Source organism: Kitasatospora sp. NPDC048662, from assembly GCF_055587065.1.
The window spans coordinates 465,265-481,787 of sequence record NZ_JBVJHA010000001.1; the positions used below are offsets into that span (position 1 = coordinate 465,265).

Sequence of the window (16,523 nt, forward strand, 5' to 3'; positions counted from 1 at the left end):
CCTTCGCCGGTCTGTCGCAAGGACGGTTTACGGCTCGAACTTGTAGCCCAGGCCGCGCACGGTGACCAGGTAGCGCGGCGCGCCCGGGTCGGGCTCGATCTTCGCCCGCAGGCGCTTGACGTGGACGTCCAGGGTCTTGGTGTCGCCGACGTAGTCCGCGCCCCACACCCGGTCGATCAGCTGCATCCGGGTGAGCACCCGGCCGGCGTTGCGCAGCAGCATCTCCAGCAGGTCGAACTCCTTCAGCGGCAGGTCGACCTTGGCGCCGTCCACCGTCACCACGTGCCGGTCGACGTCCATCCGGACCGGGCCGGCCTCCAGCGCGCCGGGGGCGGCGGCGCCGTCGCCGTTCGCGTCCTCGCCGCGGCGGCGGAGCACCGCGCGGATCCGGGCGACCAGCTCGCGGGTGGAGTAGGGCTTGGTGACGTAGTCGTCGGCTCCTATCTCCAGCCCGACGACCTTGTCGATCTCGCTGTCCTTGGCGGTGACCATGATCACCGGGACGTTGGAGCGGACCCGCAGCTGGCGGCAGACCTCGGTTCCGGGCAGGCCGGGCAGCATCAGGTCGAGCAGGACGAGGTCGGCTCCGTTGCGCTCGAACTGCTCCAGCGCGTCGGGCCCGGTGGCGGCGACCGCCACCTCGAAGCCCTCCTTGCGGAGCATGTACGACAGGGCGTCGCTGAACGACTCCTCGTCCTCGACCACCAGTACACGGGTCACGATCGGGCCTCCGGGGCAGGAAGTGTGGGTGCTGCTGAGGATGCGCGGTCCTCGGCCGGGGCCTGCCCGGCGGGGAGCCGCAGTGTGAAGGTGGAACCCTGGCCCTCGACGCTCCACACCGACACGGTTCCGCGGTGCGAGGCGGCGACGTGCTTGACGATGGACAGGCCGAGGCCGGTGCCACCGGTGAGGCGGGAGCGGGCGGGGTCCACCCGGTAGAAGCGTTCGAAGATCCGCTCGCGGTCCTTCTCCGAGATGCCGATGCCCTGGTCGGTCACCGAGATCTCGATCAGTTCGCCGTCCGCCTCGCCCAGCGCCGCGGCGCTGGAGATCCGGCGGGTGGCGATCGCCACCCTGGTGCGCGGCGGACTGTAGTTCACCGCGTTCTCCACCAGGTTGCCGAGTGCGGCGGCCAGTTGGCCGCGGTTGCCGACCAGGTACAGGCCGGTGGTGCCGCCCGCGGCGATGACGATCTGCTTGGCGGCGGCGGTCTGCCGGCAGCGGTCGATCGCCTCGGCGATCAGTTCGTCCACCGCGACCGGCTCCGGGTCGACCTTCAACTGGTCGTCCTGGACCCGGGAGAGGTCGATGATCTCCTGGACCAGGCTGGCCAGCCGGGTGGCCTCGACCTGCATCCGGCCGGCGAAGCGCTGCACCGCCTCCGGGTCGTCGGAGGCGTCCGCGACGGCCTCGGAGAGCAGGGAGAGCGCGCCGACCGGGGTCTTCAGCTCGTGCGAGACGTTGGCCACGAAGTCGCGGCGGATCGCCTCGATCCGGCGGCGCTCGGTGCGGTCCTCGACCAGCACCAGCACCAGCCGGGAGCCCAGCGGGGCGACCCGGACCGAGACCGCCAGCGGTTCGGCGGCCCGGGCGGCGGCCCCGGGGCGGGTGAGTTCCAGTTCGATCTGCCGGATCTCGCCGTCCCGGCGGGTGGAGCGGGCCAGCGAGAGCATCTGGTCCACGGCCACCCGGCCGCCGCGCACCAGGCCCATCGAATAGGCGGCGGAGGAGGCCTTGACCACCTCGTCGCCCTCGCCGAGCACGATCGCGCAGGAGCGCAGCACCGAGAGCACGGTGTCCACGCCGGGCGGCAGGGCCGGTTCCTGGAGGGGTTCCGGCCCGGGGTTCCTGCCGCTGCTGCTGCCCTTGCCCCGGCCCTGTTCGCGCTCGCTCCAGCGGAAGGCGATGGAGGCGGTGAGACCGACGCCGAGCCCGGCTATGGCGCAGGCAGCGGCGGCGGCCACGTTCACGTCCATGTCTGCCAGCGTAAATGGTGGCCGGGCGGGCTCCGTAAGGGTGCGATCAAGGCATCGGCCGCGCGTTGCCGAGAATTCACCTTCACGATGCTGCCGATTCACCGCCGGTGCCGCGGGGGGTCGCCGGAACGGCTCAGTCTGGGCCGTGCAAGCCCGTGTGGGCGGTGACGCGGCTACCATTCGCGCCACCAGCAGCGGCCGTCCGTTCGGTCGGCCCCGCGTCGGGCCGCCCGGTGCGGGGCGTCCGGTCGGCACCGCCACCGACACCGGTACTGGAGGAGAAGAGCGCAATGCGCGACGCGTACCACGAGGAACTCGACTCGATCAGCGACGGACTGGTCGAGATGGCCCGCCTGGTCGGCTCGGCGATGGGACGGGCCACCACCGCACTGCTGGACGCGGATCTGGAGCTGGCGGAGAGCGTGATCGCCGCCGACGAGAAGATCAACAACCTGCACCACGACCTGGAGAACCGGGCCATCGACCTGCTGGCCCGCCAGCAGCCGGTCGCCACCGACCTGCGGATCGTGGTCACCTCGCTGCGGATGAGCGCCGACCTGGAGCGCTGCGGCGACCTGGCCCGGCACGTCGCCAAGGTGGCCCGGCTGCGCTACCCGGAGACCGCCGTTCCCAACGACCTGCACCCGATCGTGCTGGAGATGGGGCAGCTCGCCCAGCGTCTGGTGGCCAAGGCCGGCCTGGTGATCGCCACCAAGGACGTGGACAAGGCGCTGGAGCTGGAGGCGGACGACGACGCGATCGACGCGCTGCACCGCGAGCTGTTCTCGCACCTGCTGGACGACCGCTGGCACCACGGCATCGAGACCGCGGTGGACGTCACCCTGGTCGGCCGCTACTACGAGCGCTTCGCCGACCACGCGGTCTCGGTCGCCAAGCGCGTGGTGTTCCTGGTCACCGGCGAGCACGTGGACGAGTTCATCGCCACCGCGGACTCGGCCGAGTAAGGGACTCCGCCGAGCAATCGTTTCCGCAGCGCGCCCTCCTGGGGGCGCACGCCGCGCGAACTCCCCGCCTCCGCGCGCCCGTTGACGGCGCGCCGGGGCGGCGTTTCACTCGAAGGGACGGGCGTCCACCGGGCTGCCCGGCTCCGCCCGGACGAGGAGGCTTCAGCGCGATGAAGACGACCGGCAACCCGACCACTCCCCCGCCGAGCCCGCTCGCCCCGGCCGCGGCGAAGCTGCTACCGGTCCTCGCCGCGGGCTGCGGCTGCGGTCCGGGCTGCGGCTGCGGCTGCCAGTCCGGCGCACCCTGCCAGTGCGGCGGCGCGACCGGCGACTGCTGCGGCGGCGGCCACTGACGGCACGGCCGAGGGCCGGGCACCACCTGGTGCCCGGCCCTCGCTCATGCCTTCGTGCGGTGCGTCAGAAGGTGACGTCCATGCACTGGTAGAACGCGTTGCCGGTGTCCGCGATGTCCCAGACCGCCAGGATCACCTGGTGGCCGGTCCGGCCGGAGGGCAGCGTAGCGGTGTGGCTGAGCGTGGCCGGGGGCTGCTTGCCGCCCATCGGCACGGTCAGGAACGGGGTCGGGTCGAGGTTCGCCCGGGTGATCTTCGTGGTGGCGTCGTAGCCCGGCTTGGTGAGGAAGTACCGGAACGACGTGGTGGCGTGCCGCGCCTCGATGCTCCAGGTCAGGGTCAGCTGCTGACCGGCCGTGACCTTGGTGGTCGGCCAGGCGCCGGCCCGCGGGTCGTCCAGCGGCGCCCAGCGCGGGTCCGCGCCCGCGCACAGCGTGCCGTCGGCCGGGCCGGCCGCCGGGAAGCCCTTCGGGCCCTCGACGCTCTGCGGCTCCCACTGGATCTGGCCGCACTTCTTCACCACGCCCGCCCCGCACAGGCCGGCCCGGCTCGGCGGGGTGGTGATGTACCCGTGCGAGCCGGCGGGGATCGCCGTCGCCAGGATCGCCGCGGCGGCCGTGAGGCCGACCGCCAGGATGTTGCGCTTGCGCATGGTGCTCCTCCGTGGGGGTGGATGGAGTACATGAACGCGGACACGCGCGGGGCCGCGTGGGGGTGCGGCCGGCCTGGGCATGCCCGCGCTGGCATTGGCCCCCACGCTAGAAGCCCCACCGACCGCCGTCAATGGTCTGAACCATTCTCGGTGGTCTGAACCACCCTGCCCCGCCCGCCGGTTGACGCCCCGGCAACCCGGACACGGAACAGCCCCCTGGGCCGGAGCTTCGTCGCACCGGGCAGGGGGCCGATCGGGAGAGGAAGTCCTACTTCTTCTTGCCCTGGTTCTTGACCGCCTCGATGGCGGCCGCGGCGGCCTCGGGGTCGAGGTAGCGGCCACCGGGGGTGACCGGCTTGAAGTCGGCGTCGAGCTCGTAGACGAGCGGGATGCCGGTGGGGATGTTGAGGCCGGCGATGGCCTCGTCGGAGATGCCGTCGAGGTGCTTGACCAGGGCGCGCAGGCTGTTGCCGTGGGCGGTGACCAGGACGGTGCGGCCGGCGGCGAGGTCCGGCACGATGGCGTCGTACCAGTAGGGGAGCATGCGGCGGACGACGTCCTGCAGGCACTCGGTGCGCGGGCGCAGCTCGGAGGGGATCTCCGCGTAGCGCGCGTCCTCGGCCTGCGAGTACTCGGAGTCGTCGGAGAGGGCCGGCGGCGGGGTGTCGTAGGAGCGGCGCCAGAGCTGGAACTGCTCCTCGCCGAACTCGGCGAGGGTCTGGGCCTTGTCCTTGCCCTGCAGGGCGCCGTAGTGGCGCTCGTTCAGGCGCCAGCTGCGGCGGACCGGGATCCAGTGGCGGTCGGCCTTGTCCAGGGCGATCTGCGAGGTGCGGATGGCGCGGCGCAGCAGCGAGGTGTGCAGCACGTCCGGCAGCAGGTCCTCGGCGAGCAGCAGTTCGCCGCCACGGGCCGCTTCCTTCTCGCCCTTCTCGTTGAGGTCGACGTCGACCCATCCCGTGAACAGGTTCTTCTGGTTCCACTGGCTCTCGCCGTGGCGGAGCAGGATCAAGCGGTAGGTCGTGTCAGCCATGGGGCCAGCTTAGTGGAGGGGGAAATTCGATGGCCGGGGCGTCCATGCCAGCCGTAATGTGCCATCAACAGGTTTGCAACTTACCGTTTTCGCCGCTCCGGGAGCCCGCATGCCCCTCTCCGCCCGTCTGGTGTCCGAAGCGCGCAGGGCGGCGGGCGGGTTGCCGCGGCAGTTCTGGTGGCTGTGGACGTCCACGCTGGTGAACCGGCTGGGCGGCTTCGTGGTGACGTTCCTGGCGATCTACCTGACGGCCGACCGCGGCTATTCGCCGTCCTACGCGGGCCTGGTGGCGGGCCTGTTCGGGCTGGGTTCGGCGATCGCGGCGCTCGGTGCGGGGGTGCTGACCGACCGGCTCGGGCGGCGGCCCACGCTGCTGGTGGCGCAGGTGTCCACGGCGGTGTTCACGGCGGTGCTGGGCTTCACGCACGGCCAGGTGGCGATCGCGGTGGTGGCGTTCCTGGTGGGTCTGGCGAACAACGCCTCCCGCCCGGCGGTCTCGGCGATGATCGCCGACCTGGTGCCGGCCGCCGACCGGGCGCGGGCGTACTCGCTGAACTACTGGGCGATCAACATCGGCTTCGGCGCCTCCGCCGCGGTGGCCGGACTGATCGCGAGTTACGGCTATCTGACGCTGTTCCTGCTGGACGCGCTGACCACCCTGCTGTGCGCGGTGGTGGTGTTCGCGAAGGTCCCCGAGACACTGTCGCACGCCGAGCAGGAGGCGGCCGAGGAGCCGTCGGGCCCGACGGTGGGCCTGGGCGCGGTGTTCCGGGACGGCCCGTTCATGATGGTGGTCGGGGTGAACCTGCTGCTGGCGCTGATCTACCAGCAGGGCTCGACCACGCTGGCGGTCGACATGGAGCAGCACGGCATCACGACCGCCCAGTACGGCCTGCTGGTCAGCCTCAACGGCGTACTGATCGTGCTGCTCCAGCTGCCGCTGACCAGGCTGATGGAGGGCCGCAACCGCACCGCGCTGCTGGTGGCGAGCGCGCTGCTGACCGGCTGGGGCTTCGGTCTGACGGCGGTGGCCGGCTCGTCCGCCGGGCTGTACGCGCTGACGGTGGCGATCTGGACGATCGGCGAAATCGTGAACGCGCCGACCATGATGGCGCTGGTCGCCGAGCACTCCCCGGCCCGGGCCCGCGGCCGCTACCAGGGCGTGTACTCGCTGTCCTGGTCGCTGGCGTCCTTCCTCGGCCCGGCGGCGGGCGGCCTGCTGCTGCAGTACGCGGGCAGCCGGGCGCTGTGGGGCGCGTGCGCCGCCGCAGGGACGCTGGCGGCGCTCGCGTTCGTGCCGATCGGCCGCCGTCGGCCGCAGCCCGCCGAAGCGGTGGCACCCGCCGTCGAGCCGGTCGGCGCGGAGGTCTGACCAGGGCCTGTCCGGCCGTCAGGTCACCGCCTCGCCGTTGCCGTTCCGCCGCAGCCGCACCCACGAGTCGTGGTCGTCCTCCAGGATCACCTGGTACTCGTCCACCAGCAGCGTCACCCGCACCGGCTCGGGGGCGGCGTCCCCGTACTCGGCCCTCATCAGGGCGAGGCGGCGGCGCAGCGAGGTCAGCCGGTGCACCGTGTCGGAGCGCTGGATCCACAGCGTCCGGTAGCCGAAGAAGGCCGCCCAGGCGGCCAGCACCGTCACCAGCGCTCCGCACATCAGCGCCACGTCGGCCAGCTGGCTCGCCAGCGGCTCGCCGACCTTGAGGCCGAGCAGCACGGTGACCAGCGCGGACAGGCTGACGGTGGCCAGTTGCAGGCTCAGCGCCCGCCGGCGGTCCCAGTCCCGGCGGCGGCGGCGCTCCACCAGCTCCCTGTCGAGTTCTACCCCCAGCCACTCCAACTTCCGTTGTGCGGCAGCATGTTCAGCATCCATCGGTTTCCTCCCCGGGCGGGAGGATACCGGGCTCAGCTGCCGGTGGGCGGGTTCTCGCTCGCCAGATGTGCGAAGGCGGTGAGGTTGCAGGTGGACTCGCCGCGCTTGGTGCGCCACTCCCACTCGCGGCGGATCGCGGTGGCGAAGCCCAGCTCCAGCAGGGTGTTGAACGGCTCGTCGGCGTTCTCCAGCACGGTGCCCAGCAGCCGGTCCACCGCCTCGGCGGTCAGTGCCTCCAGCGGCAGCCGCCCCACCAGGTAGATGTCGCCGAGCCGGTCGATCGCGTACGCCACCCCGTACAGCCGGGTGTTGCGCTCCAGCAGCCAGCGGTACACGCCCTCGTGGTTCTCGTCCGGGCGGCGGATCACGAAGGCGTTCACCGACAGGGTGTGGTCGCCGACCCGCAGCGCGCAGGCGGTGGACAGCTTGCGGGTGCCGGGCAGCGTGGCGACCAGCGTGTACGGGTCGGTGGCGGCCGGCTCCCAGGCCACACCGGCCTCGTCGAGCGCGGCACGGAGGAGGGGAAGTGCGTCGTCCTTGGCGGCCATGCCCCCACGCTAACCGGCCGCCCGCCGCGGTGGGGTGTCGCCCCCGTCACGGTGCGCTCCGCGGTGAGCTGCCGTCAGAGGCGGTGCGCCGGGCGGGCCGCGGCCATCGCGTCCGCGTACACGTCGGCGGTGGAGCCGGCCGCCGTCAGCCAGCCGAACGCCGCCGCGTGCCGGGCGGCCTGCTCACCGCGGGCGCGGGCGAGCGCCGGGTCGGTGACGTACGGCAGCAGCGCCTGCGCCCAGGCGTCCGGGTCGTGCCCGGGGACCAGGGTGCCCGTCAGGCCGTCGCGGACCGCGACCGGCAGGCCGCCGACGGCGGCCGCCACCACGGGGGTGCCGCAGGCCTGCGCCTCCAGCGCGACCAGGCCGAACGACTCGCTGTACGAGGGCATCACCAGGGCGGTCGCCGCGCGGTACCAGTCGGCGAGCTGCCGCTGGCCGACCGGCGGGCGGAACCGCACCACGTCGTTGATGCCGAGCTGGGCGGCCAGCTTGTGCAGGCTCTCGGGGCGGGCCAGGCCGGTGCCGGACGGGCCGCCGACCACCGGTACCACCAGCCGCTCGCGCAGCTCCGGGCGGCGCTCCAGCAGCCGGGCGACCGCCTTGAGCAGCACGTCGGGCGCCTTCAGCGGCTGTATCCGGCCGGCGAACAGCAGCACCGCGGCGTCCTGCGGCAGGCCGAGCCGGTGGCGGGCCGCCGCGCGGTCGCCCGGCCGGAACACCTCCAGGTTCACCCCCGGGTGCACCACGGCCAGCTGCTCGGGGCGCGCCGCGTAGTGGTGGGCCAGCTCGGCGGCCTCCTCCGCGGTGTTGGCGATCAGCCGGTCGGCCGCGCCGACCACCTGGGTCTCGCCGATCACCCGCGCGGCCGGCTCCGGGGTGTCGCCCGCGGCGAGCGCCGCGTTCTTCACCTTCGCCATGGTGTGCATGGTGTGCACCAGCGGCACGCCCCAGCGCTCGGCCGCCAGCCAGCCGACCTGGCCGGACAGCCAGTAGTGCGAGTGCACCAGGTCGTAGTACCCGGGGCGGTGGCCGGCCTCGGTGCGCAGCACGCCGTGGGTGAACGCGCACAGCTGGGCGGGGAGGTCCTCCTTGAGCAGGCCCTCGAACGGGCCGGCCGTGACGTGCCGCACCAGCACGCCGGGGGCGAGCTGCACGGTCGGCGCGTCGTCCGAGCTGATCGCCCGGGTGAACACCTCGACCTCGATGTCCAGGTCGGCGAGGCGCTTGGCCAGCTCGACGATGTACACGTTCATCCCGCCGGCGTCGCCGGTGCCCGGCTGGTGCAGCGGCGAGGTGTGGACGCTCAGCATCGCGATCCGGCGGGGACGGCGCGGGTGCGGAAGGGCTGCGGCCGACCGCGACTCCCCGCGGGGCGTGCGGACGAGGTGGTGGGTCACCTGCGGAAGCCTCCCTGGGCACTGCCCGTCGCTGCGTCGGCGGCGCTGCTGCGTCCGCACCGGTTTCGGTCTGTTCACGCACCGCCGCCCGCGGCCGGGAGCTGCGGGCGGTAGTCACGTCAAGCATGCCAACCGCATCGTCGCGTCCCCGTATTCCCGGCGACCTTCCCGGCGACCTTCCCGGTGGGGGACAAGCGGCCCGGACCGGGCGTCCGGGAGCCCGGCGGGCGCTGCGTAGGCTTGGTGACCATGGCCGCAAGCGACATGCCGTTGTCCCGGGGCCGGTCGAGCCGGCCGGTGGGGACGATCACTCGGGGGACGACGAACACCAACCGGCTGCGGCGGATGGACCGCTGGATCGCGTACACGACGGGGCGGGCGCTGCGCGCGGCGGTGCAGCCGCCGATCGCGGTGGACCTGGGGTACGGGGCGGCGCCGTGGACGGCGGTGGAACTGGCGGCGCGGCTGCGGGCGGTGCGGGCGGACGTCCGGGTGGTGGGGATCGAGATCGACCCGGCCCGGGTGGCGGCGGCGCTGCCGATGGCCGACCCGCCGCTGCTGGAGTTCCGGCGCGGCGGCTTCGAGGTGCCGCTGCCCGGCGGGGCGCGGGCCCAGCTGATCCGGGCGGCGAACGTGCTGCGGCAGTACGACGAGGACCAGGTCGCCGAGGTGTGGTCGCGGCTGTGCGGGCGGCTGGCTCCGGACGGGCTGCTGGTGGAGGGCACCTGCGACGAGATCGGGCGGCGGCACGTGTGGGTGGCGCTGGGCCCGGAGGGGCCGCGGACGGTGACCTTCGCGGCCCGGCTGGGGAGTCTGGAGCGGCCCTCGGACCTGGCGGAGCGGCTGCCGAAGGCGCTGATCCACCACAACGTGCCGGGGCGGCCGGTGCACTCCTTCCTGCGGGACTTCGACCGGGCGTGGGCGGCGGCCGCGCCGCTGGGGGCGTTCGGGGCGCGGCAGCGCTGGGTGGCGGCGTGCGCGGCGCTGGCCGCGGACTGGCCGCTGCGGGACGTGCCGGCCCGGCGGCGGCAGGGCGAGCTGACGGTGGACTGGGCGGCGCTGGCGCCGCGCTGAGCCGGCCTGTTCGGGCGCCGTACCCGGTCGGCGCGGCCGATCCGGGCATCAGTTCAGCAGTTCACTCGAACGAGTTATCGAATACCCCTGGCGTGTTGACGGCAGGGCGGGTCACCATGGGAGCGCTCGAATGCGCCGTCGCGCGCCCCCCGAGCGCCACTCAGCGCCCCCTGCTTCGAACTACCCCGCCAGCTCGTCCCGCACTCGCGCGAACACCTCGTACATCTCGGCACCGAACAGCACGAAACGCACCTCGTCCAGGTCGGGCTCCTGCTCGGCCACGGTCGTCAGGGCGATCCGAGCGGCATCGTCCGGCGGCCAGCCGAAGATCCCGGCGGAGATCGCCGGGAAGGCCACCGTCCGCGCCCCCAGTTCCGTCGCCACCCGAAGGGATTCCCGATAGCACGAGGCCAGCAGCTCGGTGCGCTGCTCGCGGTCCTCCGCCCGGAAGACCGGCCCCACCGTGTGCACCACCCAGCGCGCCGGGAGCCGGCCCGCCGTGGTCGCCACCGCCCGGCCGGTCGGCAGGCCCTTTCCGTAGTGCGAGGCGCGCAGCTTCCGGCACTCGGCGAGGATCTCCGGCCCGCCCTTGCGGTGGATCGCCCCGTCCACCCCGCCGCCGCCCAGCAGTGAACTGTTGGCGGCGTTCACCACCGCGTCCACCAGCTGATCCGTGATGTCACCCTGCACCAGCGTGATCCGCGTCACCGCTGCTCAACTCCCGTCAACTCCGGTTCTGCAGTGGCGGAAACCCTACGGAACAAGGCCACCGGAAGCGTGGCAATAACCACATCGGCGCCGCTCAGGCGAAGAAATCCTCGGAGATCACGTTATGGTCGCGGGAAGCTCCCCGATGCCCGGTGCCACACGGGCACCGTGGACGGACACCGGCCGTTGGCCTGTCGGGGAAAGGAAGGACCGACCGATGCCCGCTACGGGAGACGGGCGGGCACCCGACGCGACCAATGACGCCGGGGCCGCCGAGCGCAGTCAGAGCCGGCGCGGCGCGCAGCAGCGCCGTCACCGAACCACCGGATCCGCGCCGATACCGCATCCGCGCGGCGGCTTTCAGGGCGGCGGCGTTCAGGGCGGCGCCGAGCCGGCCCGGGCCTCGGCCGCGAACTTCCGGGTGCTGGTGATCGAGGGCGACGGGCCGGAGCACCGGCTGTTCGAGTCGCTGGCCGGGGAACTCGGCGGACACGCCGAACTGCACCGGGTGGACGGCATCCGCGAGGCGCTGTCCGTGCTGCCGCCGCCCGGCAACGGCCGGCGCGGCATGCGCCACCCCGAGTTCCAGTGCGTGCTGCTCGACCTCGGCGCGCCCGCCGAACTGCCGTCCGGCAACGACGGCCTGGACGGGCTGCGCGAACTGCTGCAGCGCGCCCCGCACACCGCCGTGGTGGTGCTCACCGACACCGCGGGCGCCGAACTCGGCGCGGCCGCGGTGGCCGCCGGCGCCCAGGACTTCCTGGTCCGGCAGGACACCGCCGGACCGTTGCTGGCCCGCGCGCTGCGCTACGCGGTGGAACGCAAGCGCGCCGACGAGTCGCAGCGCCGCCTGGTGGAGGCGGAGATCCGCGGCCAGGAGAACGCCCGCCTCCAGCGCCACCTGCTGCCCACCCCGCTGCTGGACGGCGCCGGCCTGGCTTTCACCCGCCGCTACCGGCCGGGCCGCCGCCGCGCCCTGCTCGGCGGCGACTTCTACGACGCCGTCCGCACCAAGGACGGCCGGGTGCACGTGGTGATCGGCGACGTCTGCGGCCACGGCCCGGACGAGGCCGCGCTCGGCGTGGCGCTGCGGATAGCGTGGCGGACCCTGGTGTTCGCCGGGCTCAGCGGCCAGCACCTGCTGACCACCCTGCAGCACGTGCTGGAGCACGAGCGGCGCAGCGACGAGATCTTCGCGACGCTCTGCATGGTGGTGCTGGACGGGCCCGGCGCGGAGGGTGCGCCGGAGTCCGCGGAGCTGTTCCTGGCCGGGCACCCCGCGCCGCTGCTGCTCGGGCCGGACGCCGCCCCCGTGCTGCTGCCGTCCGAGCAGGCCGGCCCCGCGCTGGGCCTGCTGCCGTGCGACGCCACCCAGTCCGTCTGGCCGGCGCTGCGGCTGGAGCTCGGCCCGGGCTGGCGGCTGCTGCTGTACACCGACGGGCTGGTCGAGGGGAAGGTCGGGGCGGGTTCGCCGCGGCTGGGTCAGGAGGGCCTGATCGAGCTGATCGCCGACCACCAGGCCGCCGGGCTGACCCGGGGCCGGCTGGTGGACTCGGCGATCGCCGAGGTCGAGGAGCTGAACGGCGGGGCGCTGACCGACGATGTCGCGGTGCTGCTGCTGGAGCGCAACCCCGTCCCGGTGATCATGGGCTGACGGCCTGCCGGACATGCAGGAAGGGGCGGCCCCGTACGGGGCCGCCCCTTCCTGTTGCTTCAGTCCTGTGCCCGGTGACTCACCAGGGGCCGTAGGGCCCGGGGTTGCGGCCGCGACCGCGGCCGTCGGTGAGCAGCTTGATCGCGGGGCGGACGTCCACCACGTAGACGATCGCCGCGACCAGGCCGGCCAGCGTGAGCAGGCCGGTGAGCGGGTTGGCGCCGAACAGCAGGTCGGCGCCGAGGGCCAGGCCGAGCACGACCAGCCAGAACCCCTTGGTCTTCTTGTCGGCGGCACGGTACGCGTCGTCACGGCGGATCGCCGCGTCCGCGAACGCGAACACCTTGTAGCCGATGATCGCCGTGGCCAGCCACCAGAAGGGGTTCAGGAGATCGATGTACAAGATCTGCACCTGGTGCTCCTCACTCTCGCTCTCATCCTGGCACGGACACTGCCCGGATCAACGGCCTTCGGCGATGTGCCGTTCCCCGCAGTTTGCCGCCGGCCGCTCGTCACTGGGAGTCGGCGGGGACCTTGCGGGCGCGGGCGGGCTTACTCGCGGCGGGCTTGGACTCGGCGGCGGGCTCGTCCACCACGACCTCGGTCAGCACGAGCTCCTCGACCTCGGCCTCGACGACCGGGCCGGTGCCCTGCTGGCGGGTGCTCGCGGCGTCCACCACGGTGCGGCCGCGGACCGCGAGCTCGTCGTAGACCTCCTTGGCCTTGACCGCGAACTCCAGCGCCCGGCCGACCTGCTGCATCGCGAACTCCTGGGCCTTGGCCTGGAGTTCCTTCACGTCGGTGGGCAGCGCGGTGACCGCGCCGGTGACCTTCGCCTGCGCCTCGACCAGCTTGCTGCCGGCGTCCTGCAGGGCGGCGGCGGCCTTGTCCTGGGTGCCCTTGCGGTCGGCGGCGAGCGCCTCCAGCTGGCCGGGGACTTCACGCAGCTTCTCGTAGGCCAGGTCGCCGGCGCCGGCCAGGGCGTACAGCGGGGTGGGGTCGGTGAGGGTCTTCTTGAGTTCGTCGCTGATCGGCATGTCGAATCCTTCAGGTCGGGGTGCGCCCGTGCGGTCGGGTCACGCGGGGTCGGTCGGGTGAGCGGCGGCGGCCTGGTTCTCCTTCAGGAAGGCCTCGTACACCGCCAGCAGGGCCTGCTTCTGCCGCTCGTTGATCTGCGGGTCGGCGAGGATCGCGGCCCGCAGCCCCGGCCCCTGCTCGTCCCGCTCCTCCAGAATCCCGGCCTGTACGTACAGCGTCTCCGCCGAGATCCGCAACGCCTTGGCGATCTGCTGAAGGATCTCCGCGCTGGGCTTGCGCAGCCCGCGCTCGATCTGGCTCAGATACGGGTTGGACACCCCGGCGACCTCGGCCAGCTGCCGCAGTGAGTACTGCGCGTTCCGCCGCTGCTCCCGGATGTACTCGCCGAGCGAGCCCACGTTCAGTGATGCCATACGGGCAGTCTGCACCCCAACGCTTGCTATTGCAAGCACATCGCTAGCGGCCGCATGCGGCCGGGTCGGGAGCGGTCGGGCGGTTGGCGCAGGTGTACTCGTCCGCGACGTCGAACACGCAGGCGCAGCTCGGACACTCCGCATCGCCGAACAGGTGGACGATCCCCGCAGCGATCACGTCCTCCCCGTCGCGGGCAGCGAGGCCGTGCATCCGGCGACCGACGCCCGAAAGATCCTCGGGGGACGCCGGGCGCAGGTCGCGCCTGTTCACATCTCCCAGGTGCCAGTCCCGGATCGCCGAGTAACGCCCGTGGTCGCCGATCGCGATCACCACCTCCACAGCACAGTGGGGGCAGTCCACGCAGTAGAAGTCATCCGTGAAGTCGCCCAGGACGGCCGCCCAGTGGTACTGCTCCTCGGCGGCGAGCAGCGCACGGAAGGCCACGAGGTAGTCGGCCGGTCGCGACCGAAGGTGCCGGTCCAGCAGCAGCCGGAACTCCAGGACCGCATCCGCGCAGGACGCGAACAGATCGTCGCAGCCGTGGTGTCCGGCCGCGCGTTCGAGGATCTCGCCGGCCAGACAGCGCGCCGAGTCGCTGCTGGACGCGAGGCCCACGAGACGTGGCAGCGCTGCGAAGCCGGCGGGCGACACCAAGTCGTGTTCGAGGACCAGCCGATACCCCAGCTCCTTCCACGCATCGGCGTCGCCATTCTCGCGCTCCACGCGCTCCACGCGCTCCAGAAGCTCGGGGACGCGATCGGTCTCGAAGCAACAGTCATACATTTCCGCCCAGTTCACCACCCAGGCATTGAAGCGGACCCTCGCCCGGGCAGGACAAGGCCGTGCAGGTGTGCGGGCGTCACAGCTCGGGCTTGGGGCGCAGTGCCGCGCGCCCCTCGCCTTCCGGCGGGCAGCCCGTGCGGTGACTCCGGGGGGACTTGCAGAGCACTCCGCCACCCAGGAAGCCGTCGAACCGGCCGGACTTGGCCGCGCGCAGCAGGTCGTCCCACTCGTCCGGGTCGAGGACCAGCACCTTGCGCGGGTCGGTCGCCCGGGCGATGGCGACGCCGTCGCCCGTCTCGGCGAGCAGAACGCCTTCGACGTCCTCGCTCGCCGCCTTCCAGTCCAGGCCGAGAAATCCGGCAGGATAGAACTCGATCAGACTCATTGCGCCACTCCCCTCTCCGGCAGCGGGTCGATCTCCGCCCACAACCGCTCCCACCGCCGACTCCTGCTGTGCCCGAACCGATCACCCCGGGCGAGCACCCGGGCCACTGCCTCGGCGAGGGCTTGGTCAAGCTGCGCCGTCACCCGGAGCGTCACGCGCAGTCCACCCCTCCGGGACGGGGTGATCGCCGCCTGCCCGCCCGTCAGCTCCCGAAGCGCGTGGGCCAGCTGCCGAGCCCGCGCAGCCAGGTCGCGATCGGCCATGTCGTGGGTCATGAGTCATCCGGCTTCGGGCCCTCGGTGTCGGTTCGCACGAGGTTCGCCCGCAAGCACGCACGGTGCACGTGACGGGCCGCGCGGCCCACGCAGTCCGGGCAGATCGGCAGCGACACGGGCCCCTCGCCGACCCCCTGGTCGAAGCTCAGCGCCGGGGAAACCACACCGTCGCGGCGGCAGACCCAGCACCTGCCCAACTTCCAGCCCTTCGGGCGGAGTTCCGTCGGCTCGTCACCACTGAGCCGGAAGAACGGGTTGCTCACCTGCCGCCACCCCCGCCGGTCCCGACGCAGACGTTCATCGGCGCACTCTCCGTTCCTGCTTGGCTGCGTTCTGCCATTAAGACTCGGCACCCGGCCGTACGCTGAACAGATCTCGGAGCCCAACAACCACCTTGCACGCCAGAGGAACTGACGCATGGCCAGCCCCAAGCCGCTCGACCCGTCCGAATCGCCCAGAGCGTTCTACGGCGCGGAGGTCCGCCGCCTTCGCGAGGCCCGGGGCCTCAGCCAGGAGGCGCTGGGCGAGATGCTGTTCTTCTCCGGCGCGTACATCGGCCAGATCGAGTCGGCCATCCGCCGACCGCAAGAAGACCTGTCGGAGCGGCTCGATGCCGCGCTCGGGACGGACGGACACTTCACCCGCCTGTACCGGCTGGCCAGTCGTTCGCGCTTCGCCGAATACTTCACGGCAGCCCTCGAACTTGAGCCGTTGGCGAAGACGATCAGCACCTACGCATCGGCCATCGTGCCCGGGCTACTTCAGACACCGGAGTATGCGCGAACCATCTTCCGCTCGGCTCAGCCCCTGCGCTCAGCATCGGACATCTCCGAGCGCGTCAGCCTGCGAATGGACCGGGCGCAGATCTTGGACGGTCCAACCAGCCCGCTGTTGTGGGTGGTCATGGACGAAACCACGATCCGCCGACCGGTCGGTGGCGCGGCCGTGATGGCCGAGCAGCTCTCCTTCATTTCCGGCCTGATCCGGGAGAACCGCATCATCGTGCAGGTTCTGCCGTTCTCGGCGGGCGCCCATGCGCTCCTCGAAGGGACTCTGCTCCTCATGACCTTCGCCGACGCCCCTCCCGTGGCATACATCGAAGGGCCCCATGTAGGCACACTAATTGACGACCCGTCCGCGACTTCCAAGTGCGCGCTATCCTTCGATCTCGTGAGGGCCGCCGCGCTTTCTCCGGAGGCGTCCCTGACCCTGATCGAGTCGGCAGCGGAGGAGTACGCGAATGGCCAGGACTGACCAGCAAGGCCGGCCCGAGCGGTGGCGGAAGTCGTCCTACAGCGGCGGCAACGACGGGGACTGCATCGAGGTCAACGACGCCCGACCCGGCACCGTCCGCGACTCCAAAGACCCCCACGGCCCCCAACTCCACTTCGCCCCGGG

21 protein-coding genes are annotated in these 16,523 nt (G+C 72.5%); 7 read left to right on the forward strand and 14 right to left on the reverse strand.

The annotated features are described in order from the left end of the window. Positions 1 to 27: 27 nt before the first annotated feature. Together phoP and ACZ6R9_RS02175 are read right to left on the reverse strand one after the other, a co-directional pair. Entirely contained in the window at positions 28 to 720 is a 693-nt protein-coding gene (phoP, locus tag ACZ6R9_RS02170; protein ID WP_380363657.1) for a two-component system response regulator PhoP, read from the reverse strand. Further along, on the reverse strand, positions 717 to 1,976 hold the full coding sequence (locus ACZ6R9_RS02175) for a sensor histidine kinase (protein WP_380484194.1): 1,260 nt from the start codon (positions 1,974 to 1,976) through the stop codon (positions 717 to 719). The genes phoP and ACZ6R9_RS02175 overlap by 4 nt, the downstream gene beginning before the upstream one ends. 290 nt (positions 1,977 to 2,266) lie before the next feature. Between ACZ6R9_RS02175 and phoU the strand changes: the two genes are divergently transcribed. Further along, entirely contained in the window at positions 2,267 to 2,941 is a 675-nt protein-coding gene (gene phoU, locus ACZ6R9_RS02180) for a phosphate signaling complex protein PhoU (RefSeq protein ID WP_380484192.1), read from the forward strand. 170 nt (positions 2,942 to 3,111) lie between these two features. After that, the gene (locus ACZ6R9_RS02185; RefSeq protein ID WP_380484190.1) at positions 3,112 to 3,294 is read left to right on the forward strand and encodes a hypothetical protein; all 183 of its coding nucleotides are present in this window, start codon (positions 3,112 to 3,114) and stop codon (positions 3,292 to 3,294) included. 64 nt (positions 3,295 to 3,358) lie between these two features. On the opposite strand, the gene ACZ6R9_RS02190 is transcribed toward ACZ6R9_RS02185, so the two are convergent. Both ACZ6R9_RS02190 and ACZ6R9_RS02195 read right to left on the reverse strand, forming a co-directional pair. Then, on the reverse strand, positions 3,359 to 3,946 hold the full coding sequence (locus ACZ6R9_RS02190) for a lytic polysaccharide monooxygenase auxiliary activity family 9 protein (RefSeq protein WP_380484188.1): 588 nt from the start codon (positions 3,944 to 3,946) through the stop codon (positions 3,359 to 3,361). Between the two features lie 268 nt (positions 3,947 to 4,214). Then, positions 4,215 to 4,976 carry a phosphoglyceromutase gene (locus ACZ6R9_RS02195; protein WP_380484186.1) on the reverse strand — a complete coding sequence of 254 codons (762 nt, stop codon included), beginning with the start codon at positions 4,974 to 4,976 and terminating at the stop codon, positions 4,215 to 4,217. 109 nt (positions 4,977 to 5,085) lie between these two features. On the opposite strand from ACZ6R9_RS02195, the gene ACZ6R9_RS02200 reads away from it, so the two are divergent. Then, positions 5,086 to 6,348, forward strand: coding sequence for an MDR family MFS transporter (locus ACZ6R9_RS02200; protein ID WP_465535911.1), 1,263 nt, complete (start codon positions 5,086 to 5,088; stop codon positions 6,346 to 6,348). 18 nt (positions 6,349 to 6,366) lie between these two features. On the opposite strand, the gene ACZ6R9_RS02205 is transcribed toward ACZ6R9_RS02200, so the two are convergent. From ACZ6R9_RS02205 to mshA, 3 genes are all read right to left on the reverse strand, one after another. Then, positions 6,367 to 6,846, reverse strand: a complete 480-nt coding sequence (locus ACZ6R9_RS02205) for an SLATT domain-containing protein (RefSeq protein ID WP_465535913.1) — start codon at positions 6,844 to 6,846, stop codon at positions 6,367 to 6,369. Between the two features lie 32 nt (positions 6,847 to 6,878). Next, on the reverse strand, positions 6,879 to 7,394 hold the full coding sequence (locus ACZ6R9_RS02210) for a type III secretion system chaperone family protein (protein WP_465535915.1): 516 nt from the start codon (positions 7,392 to 7,394) through the stop codon (positions 6,879 to 6,881). A gap of 74 nt (positions 7,395 to 7,468) precedes the next feature. Beyond that, positions 7,469 to 8,794 (reverse strand): D-inositol-3-phosphate glycosyltransferase, encoded by a 1,326-nt coding sequence (mshA, locus tag ACZ6R9_RS02215; protein WP_465535917.1) that lies wholly within the window; start codon positions 8,792 to 8,794, stop codon positions 7,469 to 7,471. A 264-nt stretch (positions 8,795 to 9,058) separates the two neighbouring features. Between mshA and ACZ6R9_RS02220 the strand changes: the two genes are divergently transcribed. Then, positions 9,059 to 9,868 (forward strand): methyltransferase domain-containing protein, encoded by an 810-nt coding sequence (locus ACZ6R9_RS02220; protein WP_465536784.1) that lies wholly within the window; start codon positions 9,059 to 9,061, stop codon positions 9,866 to 9,868. Positions 9,869 to 10,048: 180 nt separating this feature from the next. Here the strand turns inward: ACZ6R9_RS02220 and ACZ6R9_RS02225 are convergent, their stop codons facing one another. Then, positions 10,049 to 10,576, reverse strand: a complete 528-nt coding sequence (locus ACZ6R9_RS02225) for an O-acetyl-ADP-ribose deacetylase (protein WP_380484176.1) — start codon at positions 10,574 to 10,576, stop codon at positions 10,049 to 10,051. A 217-nt stretch (positions 10,577 to 10,793) separates the two neighbouring features. Between ACZ6R9_RS02225 and ACZ6R9_RS02230 the strand changes: the two genes are divergently transcribed. Continuing rightward, complete coding sequence (locus ACZ6R9_RS02230) at positions 10,794 to 12,230, forward strand: PP2C family protein-serine/threonine phosphatase (RefSeq protein ID WP_465535919.1); 1,437 nt, start codon at positions 10,794 to 10,796, stop codon at positions 12,228 to 12,230. Between the two features lie 79 nt (positions 12,231 to 12,309). Here ACZ6R9_RS02230 and ACZ6R9_RS02235 read toward each other — a convergent pair whose 3' ends face one another. The 6 genes from ACZ6R9_RS02235 to ACZ6R9_RS02260 form a co-directional block, all read right to left on the reverse strand. Continuing rightward, positions 12,310 to 12,636, reverse strand: a complete 327-nt coding sequence (locus ACZ6R9_RS02235; RefSeq protein WP_380484480.1) for a DUF2516 family protein — start codon at positions 12,634 to 12,636, stop codon at positions 12,310 to 12,312. Between the two features lie 106 nt (positions 12,637 to 12,742). Continuing rightward, positions 12,743 to 13,267, reverse strand: coding sequence for a hypothetical protein (locus ACZ6R9_RS02240; RefSeq protein ID WP_465535921.1), 525 nt, complete (start codon positions 13,265 to 13,267; stop codon positions 12,743 to 12,745). 39 nt (positions 13,268 to 13,306) lie between these two features. Beyond that, entirely contained in the window at positions 13,307 to 13,681 is a 375-nt protein-coding gene (locus tag ACZ6R9_RS02245; protein ID WP_380484170.1) for a helix-turn-helix domain-containing protein, read from the reverse strand. 43 nt (positions 13,682 to 13,724) lie between these two features. Further along, positions 13,725 to 14,483 (reverse strand): hypothetical protein, encoded by a 759-nt coding sequence (locus tag ACZ6R9_RS02250; protein WP_465535923.1) that lies wholly within the window; start codon positions 14,481 to 14,483, stop codon positions 13,725 to 13,727. A gap of 58 nt (positions 14,484 to 14,541) precedes the next feature. Beyond that, complete coding sequence (locus tag ACZ6R9_RS02255) at positions 14,542 to 14,850, reverse strand: hypothetical protein (RefSeq protein ID WP_465535925.1); 309 nt, start codon at positions 14,848 to 14,850, stop codon at positions 14,542 to 14,544. After that, positions 14,847 to 15,125: a hypothetical protein gene (locus tag ACZ6R9_RS02260; RefSeq protein ID WP_465535927.1), complete on the reverse strand. Its 279-nt coding sequence runs from the start codon at positions 15,123 to 15,125 to the stop codon at positions 14,847 to 14,849. Before ACZ6R9_RS02260 ends, ACZ6R9_RS02255 begins: the two co-directional genes overlap by 4 nt. A 417-nt stretch (positions 15,126 to 15,542) precedes the next feature. On the opposite strand from ACZ6R9_RS02260, the gene ACZ6R9_RS02265 reads away from it, so the two are divergent. Both ACZ6R9_RS02265 and ACZ6R9_RS02270 read left to right on the forward strand, forming a co-directional pair. Beyond that, a complete protein-coding gene (locus tag ACZ6R9_RS02265; RefSeq protein WP_465535929.1) occupies positions 15,543 to 16,379 on the forward strand; it encodes a helix-turn-helix domain-containing protein in 837 nt (278 codons plus the stop codon). Beyond that, positions 16,366 to 16,523: DUF397 domain-containing protein (locus ACZ6R9_RS02270; RefSeq protein WP_465536786.1), on the forward strand; the 158-nt coding region annotated here is incomplete at its 3' end. The genes ACZ6R9_RS02265 and ACZ6R9_RS02270, both read left to right, overlap by 14 nt.